We start from the raw sequence: 20885 nt of genomic DNA on the forward strand, positions 1-20885 counted from the left end.
ATTAACCTCTAATTTAATATTCATTTACCATTAATCGTTCTGCTAAGCGACTATTTCGACTTGCTCTATTTCTAATTGAACTTGCAACTAATGATAAATCAGCAATCAAGGTTAACTGACTTTTAGCACGCGTAATCCCCGTATAAATTAACTCTCTGTTCATCACCGGTAAAGCATAATCAGGTAATGCCAGTACTGTATGTTTAAATTCAGAGCCCTGACTTTTATGTACCGTCATCGCAAATACAGTTTGATGCGTTGGTAAACGACTTGGCTGATAATCAGCAACACAGCCATCAGTCATCACAAAATAAACTCTTAACTGACCACTTTCATCTTCTAAGCATAAACCGATATCACCGTTGAATAATTTTAGGTGATAACTATTTTCAGTGACCATCACAGGACGCCCAACATACCATGTTTGAGTGGCATCAAAACGACGAGCTAATAAACCTGCTTTTTGTAAAATTTTCTCACAACGATGATTCAGATTATCAACGCCCCACTCTTGCTCTCGTGTTGCACAAAGAATTTTAAAATGATTAAACAGCTGTAATAACTGCTTGGCATGATCTCTGTTATCTTTATTTATAACACATAACTGCGATAAATAAGGGCCATATCCAGCTTCTACTAATTGTTCAAAAACTGCATCATTTTGGTCATCATTCTGATAAAAATTTAAATCATTATAGCGCTCACACAGCGCTAATAATTGCGAGGCATTAATCCCCCCTTTATTCACTGCACTTGCTAAATAACCAATGCCTGATAATTGGTCAAATCGATAACTTTTTCTCAATAAGCATAAATTATCAGACATGCCAGAAGCATGGTTCGCTACTTGCCCTAATAAAGATGTAAACCCAGTTAATTCAGCTAATTGTTGGGTTTTAGCTTGGCTATAACCTAATTCAATAAATGAACAGATATCACCTAACACTGCCCCCGCTTCCACAGAAGCAAGTTGATCTTTATCGCCTAATAAAATGAGTCGAGCATGATCAGGTAACGCACTTAATAATTTTGCCATTAAAGGTAAATCAACCATCGAGGCTTCATCCACCAGCAACAGATCTAAAATTAATTTATTATTTTGATTATGACGAAAATGCGCACTGTTATTACGCACACCTAATAAACGATGAATAGTGCTCGCTTCTGTAGGGATAATTTCCGCAACAACTTTATCTAAATTAAGATCAATTAATGCACTGCTAATAGACTCTGTTAATCGAGCAGCAGCTTTCCCTGTAGGTGCAACCATCTTGATCATTAAATCGGGCTGAGCATGTAATAATAATGCTAACAATTTCACCACAGTAGTGGTTTTACCCGTGCCTGGTCCACCAGAAATAATGCAACGAGCAGAAGTCAGCGCGACTGCTGCACTTATTTTTTGCCAATCACAGCGATCTTTATCAGTAATAAATGTATCAAGCGAAAATAAGTCATCGGCACTTTGAGCTTGTTTAAAAACACTTTCAACAGCGCCCCAATCAACATTAGCATTCTCAATCACATCTAAAAATTTTTCACACAAGGCTTTTACCGATTGTGTTGGTTCAGATTGCCAAGCCTGCCATAAATAACTATATTGTGGTTTAAACAAGGCCTCTAAATAAGCTTGGCTTTCTGCACTAACCATTGTTTCAATTGGTATTAATAGTTTATCGGCAATCAGTTGTTCAAATTCGGCATAACGCGCCATAAATAAAGCGTTGTACTGCAAACGCAATGGCGCACCATCGCCGCAACAAATACTGTCATGTAATAATGCATGGGTTTGTTGAATGTCGTGAAAAATAGAAGAAACCTGTAATCGTTCACTTTCCTGTTGTGAATCCGAACCTAATTGACAGCAGTGTTGATGAAATAAGCTACCTATTTTTTCAATGGGCAAACAAATATGCCCTTCACCAAGTTGTTGGCTAGATAAAGCTGATGCTAATTGCACCATATTATCCGCGCCTAATTCAGCCATAAATTTAGCAAAATGGTAATCGATAGGACGAATTTGTTGATTTATTTGCCATTGTTTTAATAAATCCAACATACTGTGTGTGTCTGAATTATTTGTGTTCATTAGCGTTGAATTCATTAACATAACTCCTCTAGCATTTTATCCGCACTTAATTCACCGCTTAATAACCTATCTAATTTATCAATTAATTCGAACTTAGGTTTAATAAAATAAGAGCCAGCACTTTCCTCTCCTTGCATACCACGTAAGAAAGTATAAAAGACACCACCTATATGCTGATCATAATCATAATCATCAGCTAAACGAGATCTTAATAAACGATGTAAAGCTAATGTATAAAGCTGATATTGGAAGTCGTAACGGTGCTCTACAATGGCATCAGCCATCGCTTCTTCACTATAATCCGTTAACTTATCACCAAGATAATTCGACTTATAATCTAGAACAAAATATTGCCCTTGGTATTCAAAAGTTAAATCAATAAAACCTTTTAGCATGCCTTGTACTTTATTGAACTGTAATTCACCTGCTCGAGCCGATAATGGGTCGTAAAAAGAAATTAACTTATTGATTGAAGAGGATACAATAGGTTGCATTGGAATAAAGAACTGCATTTCTACTTTCTTTTGCTCAACACTTAACTGTGAAAGAGATAATTCTGGATAACTATTTTGGGCCAAAGGATGCGCTAAAATTTGCAAAATCCATTCAGCAACGATTGGCGCCCATTGTTCCGCTTGTTCATAATTATTAACGCTAAGGCGATCTTCCAACCAAGGTGTTAATTGTGCTAAGTTGCTATCTTGAAAATCCACTTCTTCAAATAGTTCATGTAAAAATGTACCGTGCTTCGCCCCTCTTGGAAAACTAAATATATCCATTACTGGCTCATGAGATAAACCATTAGTAATACGATCTGCCTCCAAAGTAATAAGCACACTTTTTTCTGGAATTTTTTTCGTCTGTTTATCTTCAATCGTTGGTGCGCTATGAAAACGAGATAATGCAGAGTAACTGGTTACCCACCAATTTTTCTCAATCACACCAGAGAATTGTTTCGGTGCAATTAATTGCTCAGCTGAAGTATTGATTGCATTATATTCTTGATCCAATACTTTAGGCTCGCTACGGACACCAATATGAGGAGCTTCCTGAGATAGGCTTTGTAACAATTTCAATAAATGTTGATCATCGCCTGCCTGTAATGCTTCTCCTGCTTTAATGCACAAATAACCTAAGGCACTTTTCACTAATGGAGAGGCCTTTGAATTTCCTTTTTTATAAGGACCAATCCCTAAATAACAGCGATAAACACTGCGCGTCAAACCTACGTATAACAAACGAATATCTTCCGCTAACAACTCTTTTTCCGCACTTTCTTTATTTGCTTTATCAGCTTTTAAATCAAATACTAATCGTTGCTGATTATCATGAAATAAACATTCTTTAGGTTCTCGATATAAACCACTAAATGGAATAAATACGATATCGTATTCCAATCCTTTTGATTTATGTAAAGTGCTCACTTGTACCAACTCTTTTTCACTCTCAAGACGCTGCTTCTGTTCACCTTGCTCGCTTTTTGCATGTGTTATCTGCTCACTAAACCAACGTAACAATGCAAATGCACCTTCATAAACCATGCTATTTTTTTGTAATAACTCAGATAAATGCAACAGATCCGTTAATAGGCGCTCACCTTGGTTATTACCGTTATTCTGAGCTAATAAATGCGCATTAATACCTTGCTCATGAAAACATTGGTGCAACATAACTAAAATACCACTTTCTTCCCAAACTTGTTTATAGCGAGCAAAGTCAGCTATTTTGCCTTCCCAGCGTTGAGTCTCTGAGAAAACACTGTGTATTTCAAATGGACTAAGGGAGAACAACTTACAAGCGATCGCTGAGCGCAAATAGCGCTCATTAGTTGGATACAAACAAGCAGTTAATAGTCGTAATAAATCTTGCGCAAGCGTACTTGCAAAGACACTTTCTTTTAGAGATAGATAAACACTATTAATATTCTCTTCTAATAAGGCCTTACGGATAATATTCGCTTCATTGCCGGTTCGTACTAACACTGAAATGTTACTTGCTAAAATAGGTGATTGATTACCATCGCGGTCTTCTAAATAAGCTTGTCCCTGCTGCGCTAATAACAATAATGCTTTAATTTCATTGACCGTTGCTTGTGCACTGGTATACCTGAAAGCATCGCTGCTTAATCCACCCTTAATATGTAAAAATTGTAATGCGGTTTGCTGATCATCATCGGGGTTATTCACCACCAACTTTTTACGTTTAATCGCTGGTGCTTGAACGGGATGAAAAGGAATATCTTGATCGTAAATAAAAGGTGCGTTTCTATGTTCAAAAAACCCATTAACGGCATTAATCATGTCAGGGCTAGAACGATAATTAAAATCAAGACTGTAATGTGCAGTCACTGCATTACGCGCTCGCATGTAAGTAAATATATCAGCGCCACGGAAGCTATAGATCGCTTGCTTAGGATCACCAATCATAAATAAACCAGATTGATTAAATGCCTGATTTTTATTCTCATCCCCCGCTTTGTCTTCAACTTGTCCGTAAATCGTATCAAATATTCTGTACTGAACCGGATCCGTATCTTGAAATTCATCTATCAAAGCAATGGGATATTGTTGCTTAATTTGTTCGCCTAAATGCCCTTCCGTAGAATGTTGTAAAGCAGTATCTAAACGAGTTAACAGGTCATCAAAACCTAATAACATGTGCTGTTGTTTAGTCTTTTGTAAATTATCTTTGATCCAAGCTGTCGCTTTAATTAATAAGGTATTTTTAAGCGAGATATCTTCTTTTAATAATGATTCAATTAATACAAAGGTCGTATGTGTTGGGGCTTCACCTTTTTTAGTTTTAGTGTGTAACTCTTCCTGCGAAAATTTAACTAAGTTTGTAGGTAAAGTTAGATCTAAACTATTTGACGCAGCCCAAGCACTCACCTGTTCAAACCAATTGGGGAGATTCTTTTTGCTGTAACTGCGTTTATCAACACCCGAATGAGTAATGATATCTTGGTAATCAGCCATATCAGCTAGCCAAGCTTGTTTTACTTTCTTAATCGCCGCTGAACTTGATTCATATTTAGCTTCAAAATCAAAGTCAATAATCGTAGGAATAAACGTAAGATCGTTTCTAGATAACCATTGCAACAACTCTTTTTTTAATGCTTCAGGGTTTGCCCAATAGTGATAAATAATTGCAGTCAGTGGTGCTGATAATTGATAAAAGTGTGAACGCCAAAAATCATTACAAGCTTGACTTAAAATATCAGAATCATCTTCTAATAATGTTTGCTGAAATAAGCTTCCCGATTCAAAAGCATTCTGTTGCAACATACGCTGACAAAATCCATGAATAGTAAAAATGGAGGCTTCATCCATTTGTAATTCCGCAAAACGTAATAAACGAATATCATGCTCTAAATTGCTACTATCAGAAATGAGTTGCTGGCAAAAATCATCCTTACTCTCACCTTTAATAAATGCTAAACGTGTTTCTCGAATACGCTCACGAATACGACTTCTTAATTCAGCAGTGGCAGCTTCGGTAAAGGTTACTACTAATATTTTATCAACGGTTAATGGCGATTGATGTGCCGTTGCCGTTTCTTTTTTATCTGATGACTCTCCGTGGCCTAAAAGTAAACGAATAAACAAACTGGCAATAGTATAGGTTTTACCAGTACCAGCAGACGCTTCAATTAAGCGTCGACCAAATAAGGGAAAAGTGAGCGCTTGTAAAGGTGTCACTTGTATTTTTTCATCTATATCTATAGCAGGAATTGGGCTATGACTCATAGCTGAACTCAATCGTGTTTCTTCAGTCATGATTACTCCTCTCCCCAAGTGTCATAAATTAAATCATTCAAATTACATAATAACGGCATGAATATCTGCAATGCGATCAACTCAAATTCTTGCCAGTGATCTTCGATATTATCAAATAATCGATTAATATATGGGTCATTAGCTTCTGCATATCCTCGAGAGTTATTAAAGACAGTTAATGCGGCTTTTTGCCCTGCAGCTCTTGTTTCAAAGCTTAACTCTTCTAAAATAAAAACGTTTGCCTGTAATTTACACACAGCTTCACACCACTGATAAGCACTTTCTATAAAAAATGGAATCGGTTGCTGTAACCCTTGCAGATATAAAGCAATTAGTTCGGATAAACGCTGGTGTGCATAATCAGCCGGAATTTCTTCAAAGTAATGGCCTTTAGTTTGACCAAATAAAGTGGCATTAAGATGTTGCCCGTGAGCAATGCAATAACTTAAATGTTCAACCCACAATTTCAATAAATCTTTACCTTTGATATTGCCTGGTTTAATTCGCACCAAGCCATTTTCACAATGATCATCTAAAGCGCCAATGAGTCGTTTATCGGCAAAAGGAATATCAACCTGTATTTGCTCTATATCACCAATAAAATAACTGCTATAAATCGTCGCCAAATCAACCATGATCTGCAGGTCTTTATTAAAAATGAGTGGTGCAAACTCGCCAACAGGTAACTTGCCCTGCGCTTGTAAACCAATATATAAATCAGTTAAAGCATGATCATCCAAGCCATTTTCGAACTGTTGTTTTTTTAGCATATATTGTTGTAAATTATCTAAGGCAAAAGGTTCATCATTTTCTTGCACTATCTCATCAATTTCAAAATAGACATTTAAACCTTGATTAAAAAAAGCTTTGCAAGGGTTTTGTAAAAAACGAATTAATGCCGTTAATTCAATGTCATTATTTTGTAATAAAGGCAAAGCCAATTCATTATCACTTGATGCCTCTTGATTAATGGCTTGCCACCAAGTTTGCTGATAACTATGTTGCTTACCTTGAAAATATTGCTCACTAAAACTCTGCATCGGATAATGGTGTGTTAAGGAAGCGAGTAACTCTTTTTCAACTTGTGTAATATCAGTTAACTCTTGGTTATTTAATCTAAAGCTTTGCTGGATATAATTAAGCAACTCACTGACTAATACGCTCGGCATCTTTTCACTATTATCACTAATATCTTTACCGATATAACTGACATAAAAATTTGATTGTGCCGAGAGCATAGCTTCTAAAAATAGATAACGATCCTCGTCACGACGAGAGCGATCGCCCCGTTTACGATGACCGACCATCAAATCAAATCCCATGGGTAATAATGAGCGAGGATATAAACCATCATTCATACCTAACAAACACACCACTTTAAAGGGGATCGAACGCATCGGCATCAAGGTACAAAAATTAACTTGGCCAGCTAAAAAACGCTGGCTATTTGACTGGCTAGAAAGGTAGGTTTGTAAGTATTCGATTAAAATCAGTAATGATAATGGTTGCTCAAATTTGGCTTGTTCAGTTTGCTCTGTCAACATCTGCATTTGTTGGCGTATTTGAGTAAATAAAACACTATTGTCTTCATCTTCAAGATAGAAATCATCAATCAATTGATTAATAAATATTTGCCATTCAATGCAACTCACCTCTTGATTAAGCTTACTTTCTAACTTAATTAAGGTATCAACAAACTCAATAAATCGACCTAATAAATCACCTTGTAACCCTTGCACTTCATCATAGGGAGAGATTCCTTCAAATAGTTCATCACTCATGGCGTAACCGAGCAACATACGTTTCAAACCAAATAACCAACTATTTTGTTCTAACGCAGGTAAATCCCATTGCGTAGCGGATTCTCTATTAAGTCCCCAACGAATACCACTCTCAGTTATCCAATGTTGTAATAAATCAAATTCCGATTGTTTAATGGAAAAACGATTGAGGATCGCAGGTACTTCCAGCAGGGATAAAATATCTTCTCTTGTATAACGACTTTGTTGCAGATTTAATAATTGTAAAAAGCTGGCTAATATTGGATTTTCTTGTTGCGCACTGACATCTGAGATTGAAAATGGAATTGCAACATCGTGATTAACACGACTAAAAACAGCTTCAACATAAGGCGCATAGGCATCAATATTAGGCACCATCACAATAATATCTTTAGGCGTTAATGCTTTATCCTGTTCAAACATGGCTAATAAATTGTCATGTAATACTTCCACTTCACGCATCACACTATGACACGCATGGAAACTAAGCGAGTTATCGTTGGCATCAACAGGAATACGTAACGAGGCATCATGTAAAGTCTGCAAAGAACTATCCGTTAAGTCTAAAATATCAGCTTGTAGATGATGTAATAAACTATCACGGTCAATATCCACAAAAGCATCAATCTCTTGTTGTTCAAGGCTATATAATTGGTATAAAAAGTCTCGTCCCATTTTCCCCATTGAGGCTAATAATGGATTGCCGACTTCACTTTCTTCATCACCACTACTTGCCCAAGCTAAATGCGCTTCATCTTTTTGCCAGCTTGTAGGAGGTAATTCAGCAACAGCACCTTGTTGAACCTCAACCTTAGGACGAGACAAAGCAAAACGCTTCGCTAATAATTTAGGATCAACAATGTCCCCCCAATAATAACGACAAGGATTGGTTAATAAAAAGTGCACATCACAGTGCTCCCCTAATCCTAATAATGCTTGTAGATAAGACTCGGGTAATGAGGAGATACCAAATACAAAAATACGTTTAGGTAAATGAGTAAGTTGCTCTGTTGTTTTAGTAGACAGTGTACTTAAAAAATCTTTATATAAACCTGCACGATGATAAGCCTTACCTTGAGATTGAAAACCTTGTTTAATACTTTCAACCAATAAACGCCATAATTTAGCTTGCCAAATATGCGCATCTAACCAACTTGGCTCAAGTTGTTCTAGGCTAATTTCCGATCCTTGTAAGCTTTCCCAATTATCAATCCATTCTGGTCGATACACTAAATATTGGTCAAAAATATCGGCTATTTTTCCGCTTAACTGAAAACGTTTACGAAGATGTTCATCATCTTTTAAATAATCTTTTAATGCCGCAAAGTCTTCATCTTCTAAACAATCAGGTAACAGTTTCATTATCTGCCAAGTCATTGATTGTTTATTAAAAGGACTTTTCTCCGGCACGTCCTCTAAGATATGTTTAAATTGCTGCCAAATAAAACTCGCAGGTAACGGAAAATCAATGTTTGCAGCAATACCGGTAGATTGTGCAATTTCTAGTTGCAACCATTGTGCCATCCCCGGACTTTGTACCAAGACAGTTTCATTTTCAAAGGCATGGCTTAAGGGGTTTTGTTGCATCAATGCAACGACGAGATCTTTAAGGAGACTTATTTGATTAGAATGATATACCTTAAACACTATTTATATCCTTTCTCTGTGAAACAAATGCTCATGAGCAGAAGATTATCTTATGTGTTTTATTTACATATATCTATGCTGAAAATAATTAATATTCTTAATCATGATGAAAATGTTAAGTAAGGAGTTTAGATAAATAAAATGCTCGTTATTTAATAGCGAACTACTTCGTTAATCAATAAATTCAAGCTAAAAAAAATCCACTTTTGGTTAACAAAAGTGGATTCGAATTTTTATATAAGCATTAACTCACTAACAAATATTGTTAGTAAAAATATTATGCGTATACAGGGTTTGCTTCACAGAATTTAGCAACTTTAACTTTAACCGCTTCAATAGTAGCCGCTAATTTTTCTTCATCTTTAATAGCATCAAGAATGTCACAAATCCAAACAGCTAATTCAGCAGCGTCAGCAGCGTTTGCGCCACGACGAGTGAATGCAGGTGTACCAATACGTAAACCAGATGTAACAAATGGAGAGCGTGGATCGTTAGGTACTGAGTTTTTGTTTACAGTGATATGAGCAAGACCTAATGCAGCATCAGCTTCTTTACCAGTAATATCTTGTGCAATTAAATCTAATAAGAATAAGTGGTTTTCAGTACCGTTAGATACGATTTTGTAACCACGGTCTTGGAAAACTTTAACCATTGCTTTAGCGTTATCTAACACACCTTGCTGGTAAACTTTAAATGCAGGCTCAGCACATTCTTTAAATGCAACCGCTTTAGCAGCGATAACGTGCATTAATGGGCCACCTTGACCGCCAGGGAATACAGCTGAGTTTAATTTTTTCTCAATTGCTTCGTTAGCTTTAGCAAGGATAAGACCACCACGAGGACCGCCTAATGTTTTATGCGTTGTTGTAGTTACAACGTCTGCAAATGGTACAGGGTTAGGGTAAAGCCCCGCAGCCACAAGACCTGCAACGTGTGCCATATCAACAAACAGGTAAGCACCTACTTTGTCAGCGATTTCACGGAATTTAGCCCAATCAACAATACCTGAGTATGCAGAAAAACCAGCAACAATCATTTTTGGTTTGTGTTCAACAGCTAAACGCTCAACTTCAGCGTAATCTAAAATACCTGTATCTGGGTTGATACCGTATTGAACTGCATTGTACATTTTACCAGAGAAGCTTACTGATGCACCGTGAGTTAAGTGACCACCGTGAGCAAGACTCATACCTAGAACCGTATCACCCGCTTCACAAAGTGCAGCATAAACAGCACTGTTTGCTTGAGAACCAGCATGTGGTTGTACGTTTGCGTAATCTGCACCAAATAATGATTTAGCACGTTCAATTGCTAAAGATTCAGCAACGTCAACATATTCACAACCGCCGTAGTAACGTTTACCCGGGTAACCTTCCGCGTATTTATTTGTTAATTGACTACCTTGTGCTTCCATCACACGTGGACTAGTGTAGTTTTCTGACGCAATTAGCTCGATGTGAGCTTCTTGACGTGCAACTTCATCAGTCATTGACTGCCATAATTCTGGATCGTAATCAGCAATATTCATATCGCGGTTAAACATGTGCATCTCCTGCTAAGAATGGTAAGTATTCAATTAAAATTTGATATGGCGCATTTTACGCAATCTTTAGGCTATTGCATAGAACAAATCGCGTGAAAGTTATCTGAAATAAACTTGAAGGAAAATAATACAAAACCAGAAAGTAATGCAGCAAATAATTAACCATTTGAATAATCAATTATTCGCTACTTCATTACAACAAAAAACAAGCTATACGATACGTTCTGGTTCTGGTTTTTTAGCCGCAGAGATAACAATAGCAATGGATTTTGCATTAGGTGTAAAAGTTTCATCTCCATAGTTTGCTAATGCTACTAACGGATTCGTTTCTGGATAATAAGCTGCTGCATTACCGACAGGAATATCATATCCAAGCACAGTAAAGTTAGTTACTTTCCTTACTATTTGATCTCCCCATAACGCTTCAATATCCACCTTATCACCAGAAGTTAAGCCTAGTGCAGTAATATCACTTTCGTTAAGTAAAATGATATGACGGTCACCACTTAAACCTCGGTATCTATCACTGAATCCGTATATTGTCGTGTTGTATTGGTCGTGTGATCTTAATGTTTGCAATACAAAAACAGGGTTTTTAGTTAATGCTCGCTGTGTTGCTGAGACAATTGATTCAGGTAAAGGCTTATGCTGAAATTGTGCCTTTTTAGTTTCAGTATTCCATTGATGTTCTGCCGCAGCATTACCCAAGTAAAAACCACCGGGCTCTTTTAATCGTTCATTCATGTTGCTAAAACCCGGGATGGTTTGACTAATTAAATCACGAATTTGGTCGTAATCTTTTATTAAGTCTAACCATTTTACGGGAGAGTCACCTAATGTTGCCTGTGCGATGCCCGCAATAATAGCGGGTTCAGAACGCATTTCTCTAATATCACTTTTTACAACACCTTGTGAAGCGTGCACCATGGAAAATGAATCTTCCACTGTGATCTTTTGTGCGTTGCCCTGTTGTAAGTCGATATCGGTTCGCCCTAAACACGGTAAGATTAATGCGTTTTTGCCCGGATAAAGATGTGTTCGATTAAGCTTAGTGGCGATATTAACGGTTAATTCACATCGACTCATTGCTTGGCGTGTTACTTCTGTATCTGGCATTGCGGCTGCAAAGTTCCCGCCTAAGGCCATAAACACTTTGCTTTCACCACGTAACATTGCTTCTACCGCTTGTACTGCATTATGCCCACGCGTTTTTGGAGGTGTAAAGTTGAAGGCTTTTTCTATGCTATTTAATAGTGCTTCAGTTGGTTTTTCGTCAATACCCATGGTGCGATCACCTTGTACATTAGAATGACCACGTACAGGGCAAACGCCGCCCCCTTTTTTACCAATTTGTCCAAACAAAAGCTGTAAGTTAGCGAGTTCAGTAACGGTTGCTACCGAATGTCTATGCTGAGTCACTCCCATTGCCCATGTCACTATAACTCTTTCGGCTTGCTGATAGACATCTGCAGCCTTGGTTATCTGTTCTTTAGATAAGCCAGATTGATCAATGATTTGCTCCCATGTGGTCGCTTTTACTTGTGCTAAGTAATCTTCTAAACCTGTTGTATTTTCTTCGATAAAGCTGACATCAAAAACTTGTTGTCCAGATTCTTGTGCGATTTCATGGCGGGCTAATAATATTTTAACCATACCGCGTACCGCTGCCATATCACCACCTAGATTAGGTGTAAAATACAGGCTACTTAACTTGGTTGAGGTGCCTAATACCATATTTGCTGGAGATTGTGGGTTCGCAAAACGTTCTAACCCACGTTCTTTTAAAGTATTAAAGGTAACAATATTGGCGCCACGATTAACGGCATGATTTAACGTATGTAACATACGAGGATGGTTTGTCCCAGGATTTTGTCCAAACACAAAAATAGCATCTGCGTGGTCAAAGTCTTCTAAAGTTACCGTGCCTTTACCGACACCAATGGTTTTCTTTAATCCAACACCACTTGCTTCATGGCACATATTAGAACAATCAGGAAAGTTATTAGAGCCAAATTTTCTAACAAAAAGTTGATATAAAAATGCAGCCTCGTTACTTGCTCGCCCTGATGTATAGAATTCGGCTTGATTAGGATCCTCTAAGGCATTTAGATGCGTTGCAGTCAGTTTAAAAGCGTCTTCCCACGTAACTTCAACATACTTATCTAAGTCAGCTTGATATAAGAGTGGTACAGAAAGGCGACCTTGATCTTCTAAGAAATAATCACTTTGGGTACGTAGCATGCTGACAGTATATTGTTCAAAAAAATCAGCCGTTAAACGACGAGAAGTTGCTTCCCAATTCACCGCTTTGGCACCATTTTCACAAAATTTAAAACGGTCGCTTTTCTTTTCTTCCCCCCATGCACATCCGGGACAATCAAAACCATGGTCTTGATTTGTTTTCAATAAATTTAATACATTTTTGGCTACATTTTCACTGTGGAATAAATGTTTCCCTGTGCTGACAAGTGAACCCCAACCACCTGCTGCACCTTTATATTTTTTTACTGTCATTACTGCCTACCTATTTATATTTAGACTTTCATTAAACGAAAATCACCATGGTATACATTGCAAGTATGCTCACTCACAAATCCAATTAAAGTGATATTAAATTGTTTTGCGACGGCAACAGCTAAACTTGAAGGGGCACCGATCGCAACCACCACTGCAATTTTAGCAGCAACGGCTTTTTGCATTAATTCAAAACTCACTCGCCCACTTAACATTAATATATTTTGTTTACCTAAAAGATCTTGGCTGAGGGCATCGCCAATCACTTTATCAACAGCATTATGTCGCCCTACATCTTCATGTACCGATAGACACGCATCCAATGTAAAAAGTCCCGCACTGTGAACGCCGCCTGTAATAGAAAATAAAGACTGTTTTTCTCTGAGTTGTGATTGAAAAGATAGGATTTTATCTAAGGTTAACCACTGCGTCGTTTGATCAATATCCATAGCAAAAGAAAGTACTAATTTTTTTATATCACTCGCGCCACAAATACCGCATCCTGAATGACTAACAAATTGACGAGTTAAGGATTGCCAATCAAACTCAATATCTTTACGTAAATACACATCACATTGGTTGAACTCTTCGGTTTCTATCCTTTTAATTTGTGTCTGATCTTGAATAATGGCATAAGATAATAATAATCCCGTCACTAAAAATGAATCTTCTCCCGGTGTTCTCATGGTCACCATGAAGTTTTTTTCTTGGTTTTGTAACGTTTTTTTACAGATCCAATGTAAGACTATGTTTAATGGTTCTTCACGGATAACTGCATCTTCGCTTAGAGATGTCTGAATAGTTTGATTTGCTACTAATCGATAACGCTGCCGATTAACAGATTGATAAGGGGTTGAACTCATGAATTCCTCTTCTTAACTAAATGGCTCAGACTGATATTCAAGGAATGAATAGAGGACAAGTCACCGAGCTCTGATTTATAGCATATTATTCACAATATTTTTAGGGGTATTACTATTTTTATTCTTAATTTCAATAAAATACTTACAGAAATTAAAGCCTTTCTTCTCCATACTATTTCACATATATCCAGCCCATTTCATTGCGCAGCCATTTACAACTCAATACAATAGGCTGCAATTAAATTCATATTGATTAAAAAGGTATTGTAATGGCTCTTCCAGATAAGTTTATTTTCTCAATGAACCGAGTGAGCAAGGTAGTTCCGCCTAAGCGCACTATTTTAAAAGACATCTCATTAAGCTTTTTCCCTGGCGCAAAAATTGGCGTGTTAGGTTTAAATGGTTCAGGTAAATCAACACTATTACGCATCATGGCAGGCGTTGATAAAGAATTTGATGGTGAAGCGCGCGCTTTAACAGGGACAAAAATTGGTTACTTACCGCAAGAACCTGTTTTAGATCTTGAAAAGAATGTACGAGAAGTGATTGAAGAAGCAGTTGTTGAAGTGAAGTCTGCACTCACTGAATTAGATGCTGTTTATGCGGCTTACGCAGAAGAAGATGCAGATTTTGATGCACTAGCTAAACGTCAAGGTCAGCTTGAAGATATTATTCAAGCACATGATGGACATAACCTTGATAACCAACTTGAGCGTGCAGCTGATGCTTTACGTTTACCAGCTTGGGATCAACCGGTGAAAGTCCTATCTGGTGGTGAGCGTCGTCGTGTTGCATTATGCCGTTTATTGCTTGAAAAACCTGATATGTTATTACTTGATGAACCAACCAATCACTTGGATGCAGAATCAGTGGCATGGTTAGAACGTTTCTTACATGACTACGAGGGTACTGTGGTTGCGATTACCCATGACCGTTACTTCCTAGATAATGTTGCAGGTTGGATCCTTGAGCTTGACCGTGGTTACGGTATTCCATGGGAAGGTAACTACTCTTCTTGGTTAGAACAAAAAGATGAACGTTTAAAACAAGAAGCATCACAGGAAAAAGCACGCCAACGTCAAATTGAACAAGAGCTTGAATGGGTTCGTTCAAATGCAAAAGGTCGTCAATCTAAAAGTAAAGCGCGTTTATCTCGTTTTGAAGAGCTTAATAATCAAGACTTTCAAAAACGTAATGAAACAAATGAATTATTTATTCCAACTGGTCAACGTTTAGGTGATCAAGTAATTGATGTAAATAACCTCTCTAAATCATTTGATGGCCGTGTTTTAATCGATGATTTAAGCTTCAAAATTCCTAAAGGTGCAATCGTAGGCATTATCGGTGCCAATGGTGCAGGTAAATCAACCTTATTTAAAATGTTAGATGGCACAGAAAAACCAGACTCTGGTGAAATCATCATTGGTGAATCAGTACAAATGGCCAGTGTTGATCAGTTCCGTGACCACATGGATGACAAATTAAGTGTGTTTGAAGAAGTGTCAGGCGGCAGTGATATTATTCAAGTGGGTAATATTGAAATTCCAAGCCGTGCTTATTTAGGACGTTTTAACTTCAAAGGCTCAGACCAATCTAAAATCGTCGGTGATTTATCGGGTGGTGAACGTGGTCGTTTACATTTAGCTAAACTGCTTAAATCAGGTGGTAACTTATTGTTACTCGATGAACCAACCAATGATTTAGATATCGAAACATTGCGAGCACTTGAAGATGCCCTACTTGGTTTTGCTGGTTGTGCCATGGTGATTTCACATGACCGTTGGTTCTTAGATCGTATTGCAACACATATTATTGATTACCGCGATGAAGGTAAAGTTAACTTCTATGAAGGTAACTACAGTGATTACGAAGCATGGATGAAGAAGACTTACGGCGCAGCAGCTGTAGAGCCAACACGTATTAAATACAAACGTATTGGATAATTTCATCAGCAGTTAATCAACACAAAAACGAATACTAAAAAGCCCATTCACTATCAAATTATGAAGTGAATGGGCTTTTTGTTTGTGAAAATTAATAACGGTTATTTTTGTGACGCCTCTAAAAGTGGCTCATAACGTTTATCAGTTAATGTTTTCATAAAAGCAACTAAAGCATCTATTTTACGATCTGTTAAGGCTTGTGCTTTAAGGTCTGCTTTGTCTACTGTTTGAGGTACTTCTGGCGCTTGCCAAGGTTTCCCTGTTTCAGGGTTAATAGTACGTTCGGGGTTATTATAATGGTCGTAGAACTCCATCACTGTACGTAAATCTTTAAAGACACCATTATGCATATAAGGTCCTGTTACTGCGACATTACGTAATGATGGATTCTTAAATTTACCATCATATTTAGGGGCGCTAACTGCAGGATTTTCTAATAAACCATGATCAATAAAATCTGCTTTCAAGTGACCTAAACTAATTAATTCTGCATTAGAAGGCACACCGATATTACGGTATTGATGGTTAGTAAAAGGCTCTTTGGGGCTATCTTCTGTTTTCAATAAATGACAACTATTACAATTAACGTTATTGTTTGAGAAAAATAATGTTCTCCCTAAATCTTCTAATACCGTCAACTCATACTCCCCTTTTAGAAAGCGATCATATTTACTATCATAACTAGCAAACTGCTCAGTATTTTCAAACGCTTGGATTGCATTAGCAAAACCTTGAAAAGCCGGCAAAATACCCTCCTGAGGAGATGCTTCAAAGACCTTTTCTCCGTATAGACGCTTAAAAGTAGCAACATAAAACGGATTTTCTTGAAGTCGTTTAACTAAAGTTTCAGCATCAGGCAACCCCATTTCCACAGGGTTTAATGGTGGTCCCATTGCTTGATCAGCTAATGTATTAGCACGGCCATCTAAAAATTGCCCCCCCACATATTCTTTTAACAAATCATCATAATGAAATGATGGAGAGGTATTTGCGTAAGCTGCCATCGGTGTATTACGAGATCCTAAAGATGACTTATCATCTCCTAAAGAGACCATTTTACGCCCAGTGTTTTCTCGGTGGTCAGTAAAGCTGTTTACAGGCTCATGACAAGTAGCACAAGACATTGTCCGATTAACAGAAAATGCTGTGTCTAAGAATAATATCTGTCCTAATTGTGCTTCAGTTAGTTGTTCTGCAGCATTGGTTGTATTAGAAAAAGCTAACAATAACAATAAATAATAAAATATATTTTTCATTTCAATTCCGGTTAAAATTTTTGTAAATATCAAAAAATGGTTGCATCATAATTTTTATAACACCATCAAACTTTTCTCTTTTACCACTACCTAATCCAAATTGTTGGTGTCTAGACGCATCTTTAGATAATCGTAATGAGCCAAAAAACCAATCCCATAACGCAAATACACTACCAAAATTTTTGTGCATATTTTCCTGCTGATGATGCACTTGATGCTGTGCAGGCGATATTAATAAACGCTCTAACCAAGGCCCATAACTAAGACGGATATGGCTATGCCTCAAGTTTCCTGTAAAAGAAAATAAAATGACAATAAACAGATTCCCACCTAATACTGTATAAAGATTAAGTCTTGCTCCAAAACAAAAAATAAACACTCCGGTTACCACTCCAGCAACAAGCGCATTACGCAATGCAAACAGTATTATTTCCACGGGATGCAAGCGATAAAACGTGAATGGATTCAACGATTCAGCACTGTGATGAACTTGATGAAACTTCCATAACCAACGGTTTGTATGCATCCAACGATGTAACCAATAACGACTTAAATCACCCAATACAAACAAACTCAGCGTATACGCCAAAACTATATCTCGATAATACCAAGATAAAAATAATGGGTTGGAGAATGAATTTAATCCGTTCAAAATCCACAAGGCAACAGTATTGGCTGAAAGTAAAACCGGCAAAATAAATAACACTTTAAATAACCAATTAACTAAAAAGTAACGATAATCTAATTTTGCATCAGCATTTAGCCAATAATCTTTTAATTTTGAGAATGAAATGGTGCCAACATTATAAATATGCCAAACAGCAGCAATGATGGCACTGACAATAAGGTATCCCCAAAATATACGATTGCTACCCTCTAAGAATAGCGATAAGGGAGTATCAATCACCATCTGCATCGATTAAATTTGCTGACACACCAATTTCACTTACTAAATGTCTATAAAATGCTTTTTGTACATCTAATAACCCCTGATAAACAGGGATCATCTCATTTAATTTAAAATTATGATCAACAGGTGTATTTTTATAGGCGAGCAAGGAAGCTTTTAACGCCGTTTGTACTGCATTAATTCCATCTTTGCCATGCTTTTCATAAGCGATTGTTGCCACATTCGGTTGCTTTTTTTCCCCTAACAACTGTTCATTTGTTTCTAAGATGCCACCAATAAAGGCCCAAGACGCCTGACTATAAGGATATTGCTGAAGTTCAGGTTTAGTGATGCCAAGATTAGCTTTTGTTAATCCACTGACTTGTGCGATACGCCAATCACGAGTTTTATAAATATGTTCTATTTCAGCATTAACAACTAAAGAGAGCCCTCTATCAACATCAAAAAGAAAAGCATCTCGATTAGCTTTATAACCATCACTAATTTGTGTAAAGCGTTCACACACATTTGCCACCATCACTTTAGCAAACTCTTTTCTGCGCTCAGTCCAATCAGCACTGAACATCACCGAATCGATTGCCCCCATGGTTTTGTATGAGTTTTTATAAAGTGCTGTTGATGGCTTTGAATCACGGCTAACTAAACGCTCAATACTTTCATGAATATTTTCATTTCCACTATGGAAATAATCAATCATCAATGGGTAATCCATTGCATTCATATCATAATCACCCAGAATATAACTCGCTTGTACTTTCCCCCAGCTTTTAGCCAATGTTACAAATGCTTGGTGGCGCACATCATCCGACTTACTACTTAATGCGGTTTGTAAATTCAGACAAGACGTTACTGCGTTATCTGCATTATGCTGAATAACATTGTCATAGATAGAAGCATAAGGATCTTTTTCCTGCGCATAACTGAACAGTGGAACACTCAATAAACAAATGAATGACAAAGGTGTAAAAATTTTCATAATTGCTCCAAAAAATGTAACAAGGCCAAACGTTCGGCTTGCTCTAATTTAATAAATATTGATTTTGATTTTTCAGCTTCTCCACCGTGCCAAAGAATCGCCTCTTCCGGTGTTTTGGCTCGCGCATCATGTAAAAAACGATGTTGTGCACGAACACGAGCGCCAACACCCCATAAAGGCGCAGTACGAAATTCTCGTTCAGTTGCTAGAAACTCTGGACGCCCATCTTTTAATTCCTCCCCCATATCATGCAACAACAAATCAGAATAAGGACGAAATTCAACGCCTTCAGTTGTTGTTAATGTAGGACGATGGCAGCTAACACAACCAATTGATTCAAAGAGTTTTTTACCTTTAATCGCTTGAGCATCTAAATGACGAGTTTGTGGTGCTTTATGGTCACGAATAAAAGAGGCAATTGCTTGTAAACGCAACATAGGAAGATCTAAACTTCCCACTCTTGTGTTATCTCCTTTAGGTGCAGCAAGACAATCTGCTTGTGCCGGTTGGCAAAGCTCTTCTGGAAAAAATGGATTCGTTAAACCAAGGTCAAACGCTGCAGCATTGGCAGTTTGTCCAATGATACTAGGTGCGCTAGCTTTCCAATTTAAACGCCCTAATATTTTTTTATCTTGTGTTGGTGAATGCAACCAATTTACTCGACCACTAATACCATCTGCATTGTCATCATTTGCATCTTCCCAAGCAATAATATCTGCTACTGACACTTGTTCAATTAATCGCAAACCAGCCAAAATAGGAGGTTGTCTTAAAGAAATCACCGTTTCTTCAGCTAAAGGACCATAAGCTAATTTTTCTAAATAAGGGATAAATCTTGTTAAAGTCAATACCTCACCATCAGGGTAAGTAAAAGGAATTGATTCAACTTTTAATCTTGTCTGCGCTTCAGGTTGAACCTTACCATTACCTCTTATTGAAACTTGAGCACCGTAAACGGGATCGGGCACACTATCATGCATAGGTGTTTCAATATTATTCATAGACCAACGTGATGAGTGTTTACTTGGCTGAGTTAATTTAAAAACCAAACTACGTAATGGTTGGTTTTCATTACTAATCGTTGGTGCACTGCCGTTATTAATATGGCAACTCACACAAGTATTTGAACTAAAATGCGGGCCTAAGCCATCTCGTGCAGTTGTTGCACTAGGCGCTTCAACCCATGGGATAGTGAAAAAAGAACGACCAAGAATGTATTGATCAAACGCTGAATCATTCATCTTAATAGCATGGGAGAAAGGTTTACTGCCACCAGCATCAGTAAATTCATCTGTATTAACATCATTTGTTTTACTATGGACAAAATGACTAGAGGCTAACAATAAAAAAATCCCACTAAAAAGATGCTTTGTCGCCTGATTACAATTGTTTTTCATAAATCATTTTCAAAATAAATTACACCTATATCCATTAGATATTTATCTTTCTGCCTAAAGTCTATTACTTCACAACTGGCTAAACTTTATACTTTAGTGATAACCGTCATATGGAACGAGAAACGCCACCAGCCTAATTTGGCTAATGGCGTTTATAACAATGACCTTTATTATATTAAAGTCTTATCAC

At 37.2% G+C, this 20885-nt stretch carries 11 protein-coding genes; 1 reads left to right on the top strand and 10 read right to left on the bottom strand.

From position 1 onward, the window contains the following. Window positions 1–13 precede the first annotated feature (13 nt). From recD to fdhD, 6 genes are all read right to left on the bottom strand, one after another. Window positions 14–2104, bottom strand: coding sequence for an exodeoxyribonuclease V subunit alpha (gene recD, locus E2R68_RS06580; protein ID WP_243834622.1), 2091 nt, complete (start codon window positions 2102–2104; stop codon window positions 14–16). Then, window positions 2104–5865 (bottom strand): exodeoxyribonuclease V subunit beta, encoded by a 3762-nt coding sequence (gene recB, locus E2R68_RS06585; RefSeq protein ID WP_243834623.1) that lies wholly within the window; start codon window positions 5863–5865, stop codon window positions 2104–2106. Before recB ends, recD begins: the two co-directional genes overlap by 1 nt. Before the next feature lie 2 nt (window positions 5866–5867). Next, entirely contained in the window at window positions 5868–9293 is a 3426-nt protein-coding gene (recC, locus tag E2R68_RS06590) for an exodeoxyribonuclease V subunit gamma (RefSeq protein WP_134276706.1), read from the bottom strand. Window positions 9294–9570: 277 nt separating this feature from the next. Further along, window positions 9571–10836: a serine hydroxymethyltransferase gene (gene glyA / locus E2R68_RS06595; protein WP_134276707.1), complete on the bottom strand. Its 1266-nt coding sequence runs from the start codon at window positions 10834–10836 to the stop codon at window positions 9571–9573. A gap of 210 nt (window positions 10837–11046) precedes the next feature. Continuing rightward, the gene (locus tag E2R68_RS06600) at window positions 11047–13350 is read right to left on the bottom strand and encodes an FdhF/YdeP family oxidoreductase (protein WP_134276708.1); all 2304 of its coding nucleotides are present in this window, start codon (window positions 13348–13350) and stop codon (window positions 11047–11049) included. 20 nt (window positions 13351–13370) lie between these two features. Next, complete coding sequence (gene fdhD, locus E2R68_RS06605) at window positions 13371–14213, bottom strand: formate dehydrogenase accessory sulfurtransferase FdhD (RefSeq protein WP_134276709.1); 843 nt, start codon at window positions 14211–14213, stop codon at window positions 13371–13373. A gap of 269 nt (window positions 14214–14482) precedes the next feature. Between fdhD and ettA the strand changes: the two genes are divergently transcribed. Next, window positions 14483–16156, top strand: coding sequence for an energy-dependent translational throttle protein EttA (gene ettA, locus E2R68_RS06610; protein WP_134276710.1), 1674 nt, complete (start codon window positions 14483–14485; stop codon window positions 16154–16156). A 101-nt stretch (window positions 16157–16257) separates the two neighbouring features. On the opposite strand, the gene E2R68_RS06615 is transcribed toward ettA, so the two are convergent. The 4 genes from E2R68_RS06615 to E2R68_RS06630 are packed head-to-tail and all read right to left on the bottom strand — an operon-like array spanning window position 16258 to window position 20641. After that, on the bottom strand, window positions 16258–17412 hold the full coding sequence (locus E2R68_RS06615) for a cytochrome-c peroxidase (protein WP_134276711.1): 1155 nt from the start codon (window positions 17410–17412) through the stop codon (window positions 16258–16260). A gap of 1 nt (window position 17413) precedes the next feature. Next, the gene (locus tag E2R68_RS06620; protein WP_134276712.1) at window positions 17414–18328 is read right to left on the bottom strand and encodes a sterol desaturase family protein; all 915 of its coding nucleotides are present in this window, start codon (window positions 18326–18328) and stop codon (window positions 17414–17416) included. Further along, window positions 18312–19298, bottom strand: a complete 987-nt coding sequence (locus E2R68_RS06625; RefSeq protein ID WP_134276713.1) for an imelysin family protein — start codon at window positions 19296–19298, stop codon at window positions 18312–18314. Before E2R68_RS06625 ends, E2R68_RS06620 begins: the two co-directional genes overlap by 17 nt. After that, entirely contained in the window at window positions 19295–20641 is a 1347-nt protein-coding gene (locus E2R68_RS06630; protein ID WP_166738822.1) for a di-heme oxidoredictase family protein, read from the bottom strand. Before E2R68_RS06630 ends, E2R68_RS06625 begins: the two co-directional genes overlap by 4 nt. Between the last annotated feature and the right edge of the window lie 244 nt (window positions 20642–20885).

Origin of the sequence: Psychromonas algarum (assembly GCF_004376845.1) — a bacterium.
GTDB lineage: Bacteria > Pseudomonadota > Gammaproteobacteria > Enterobacterales > Psychromonadaceae > Psychromonas.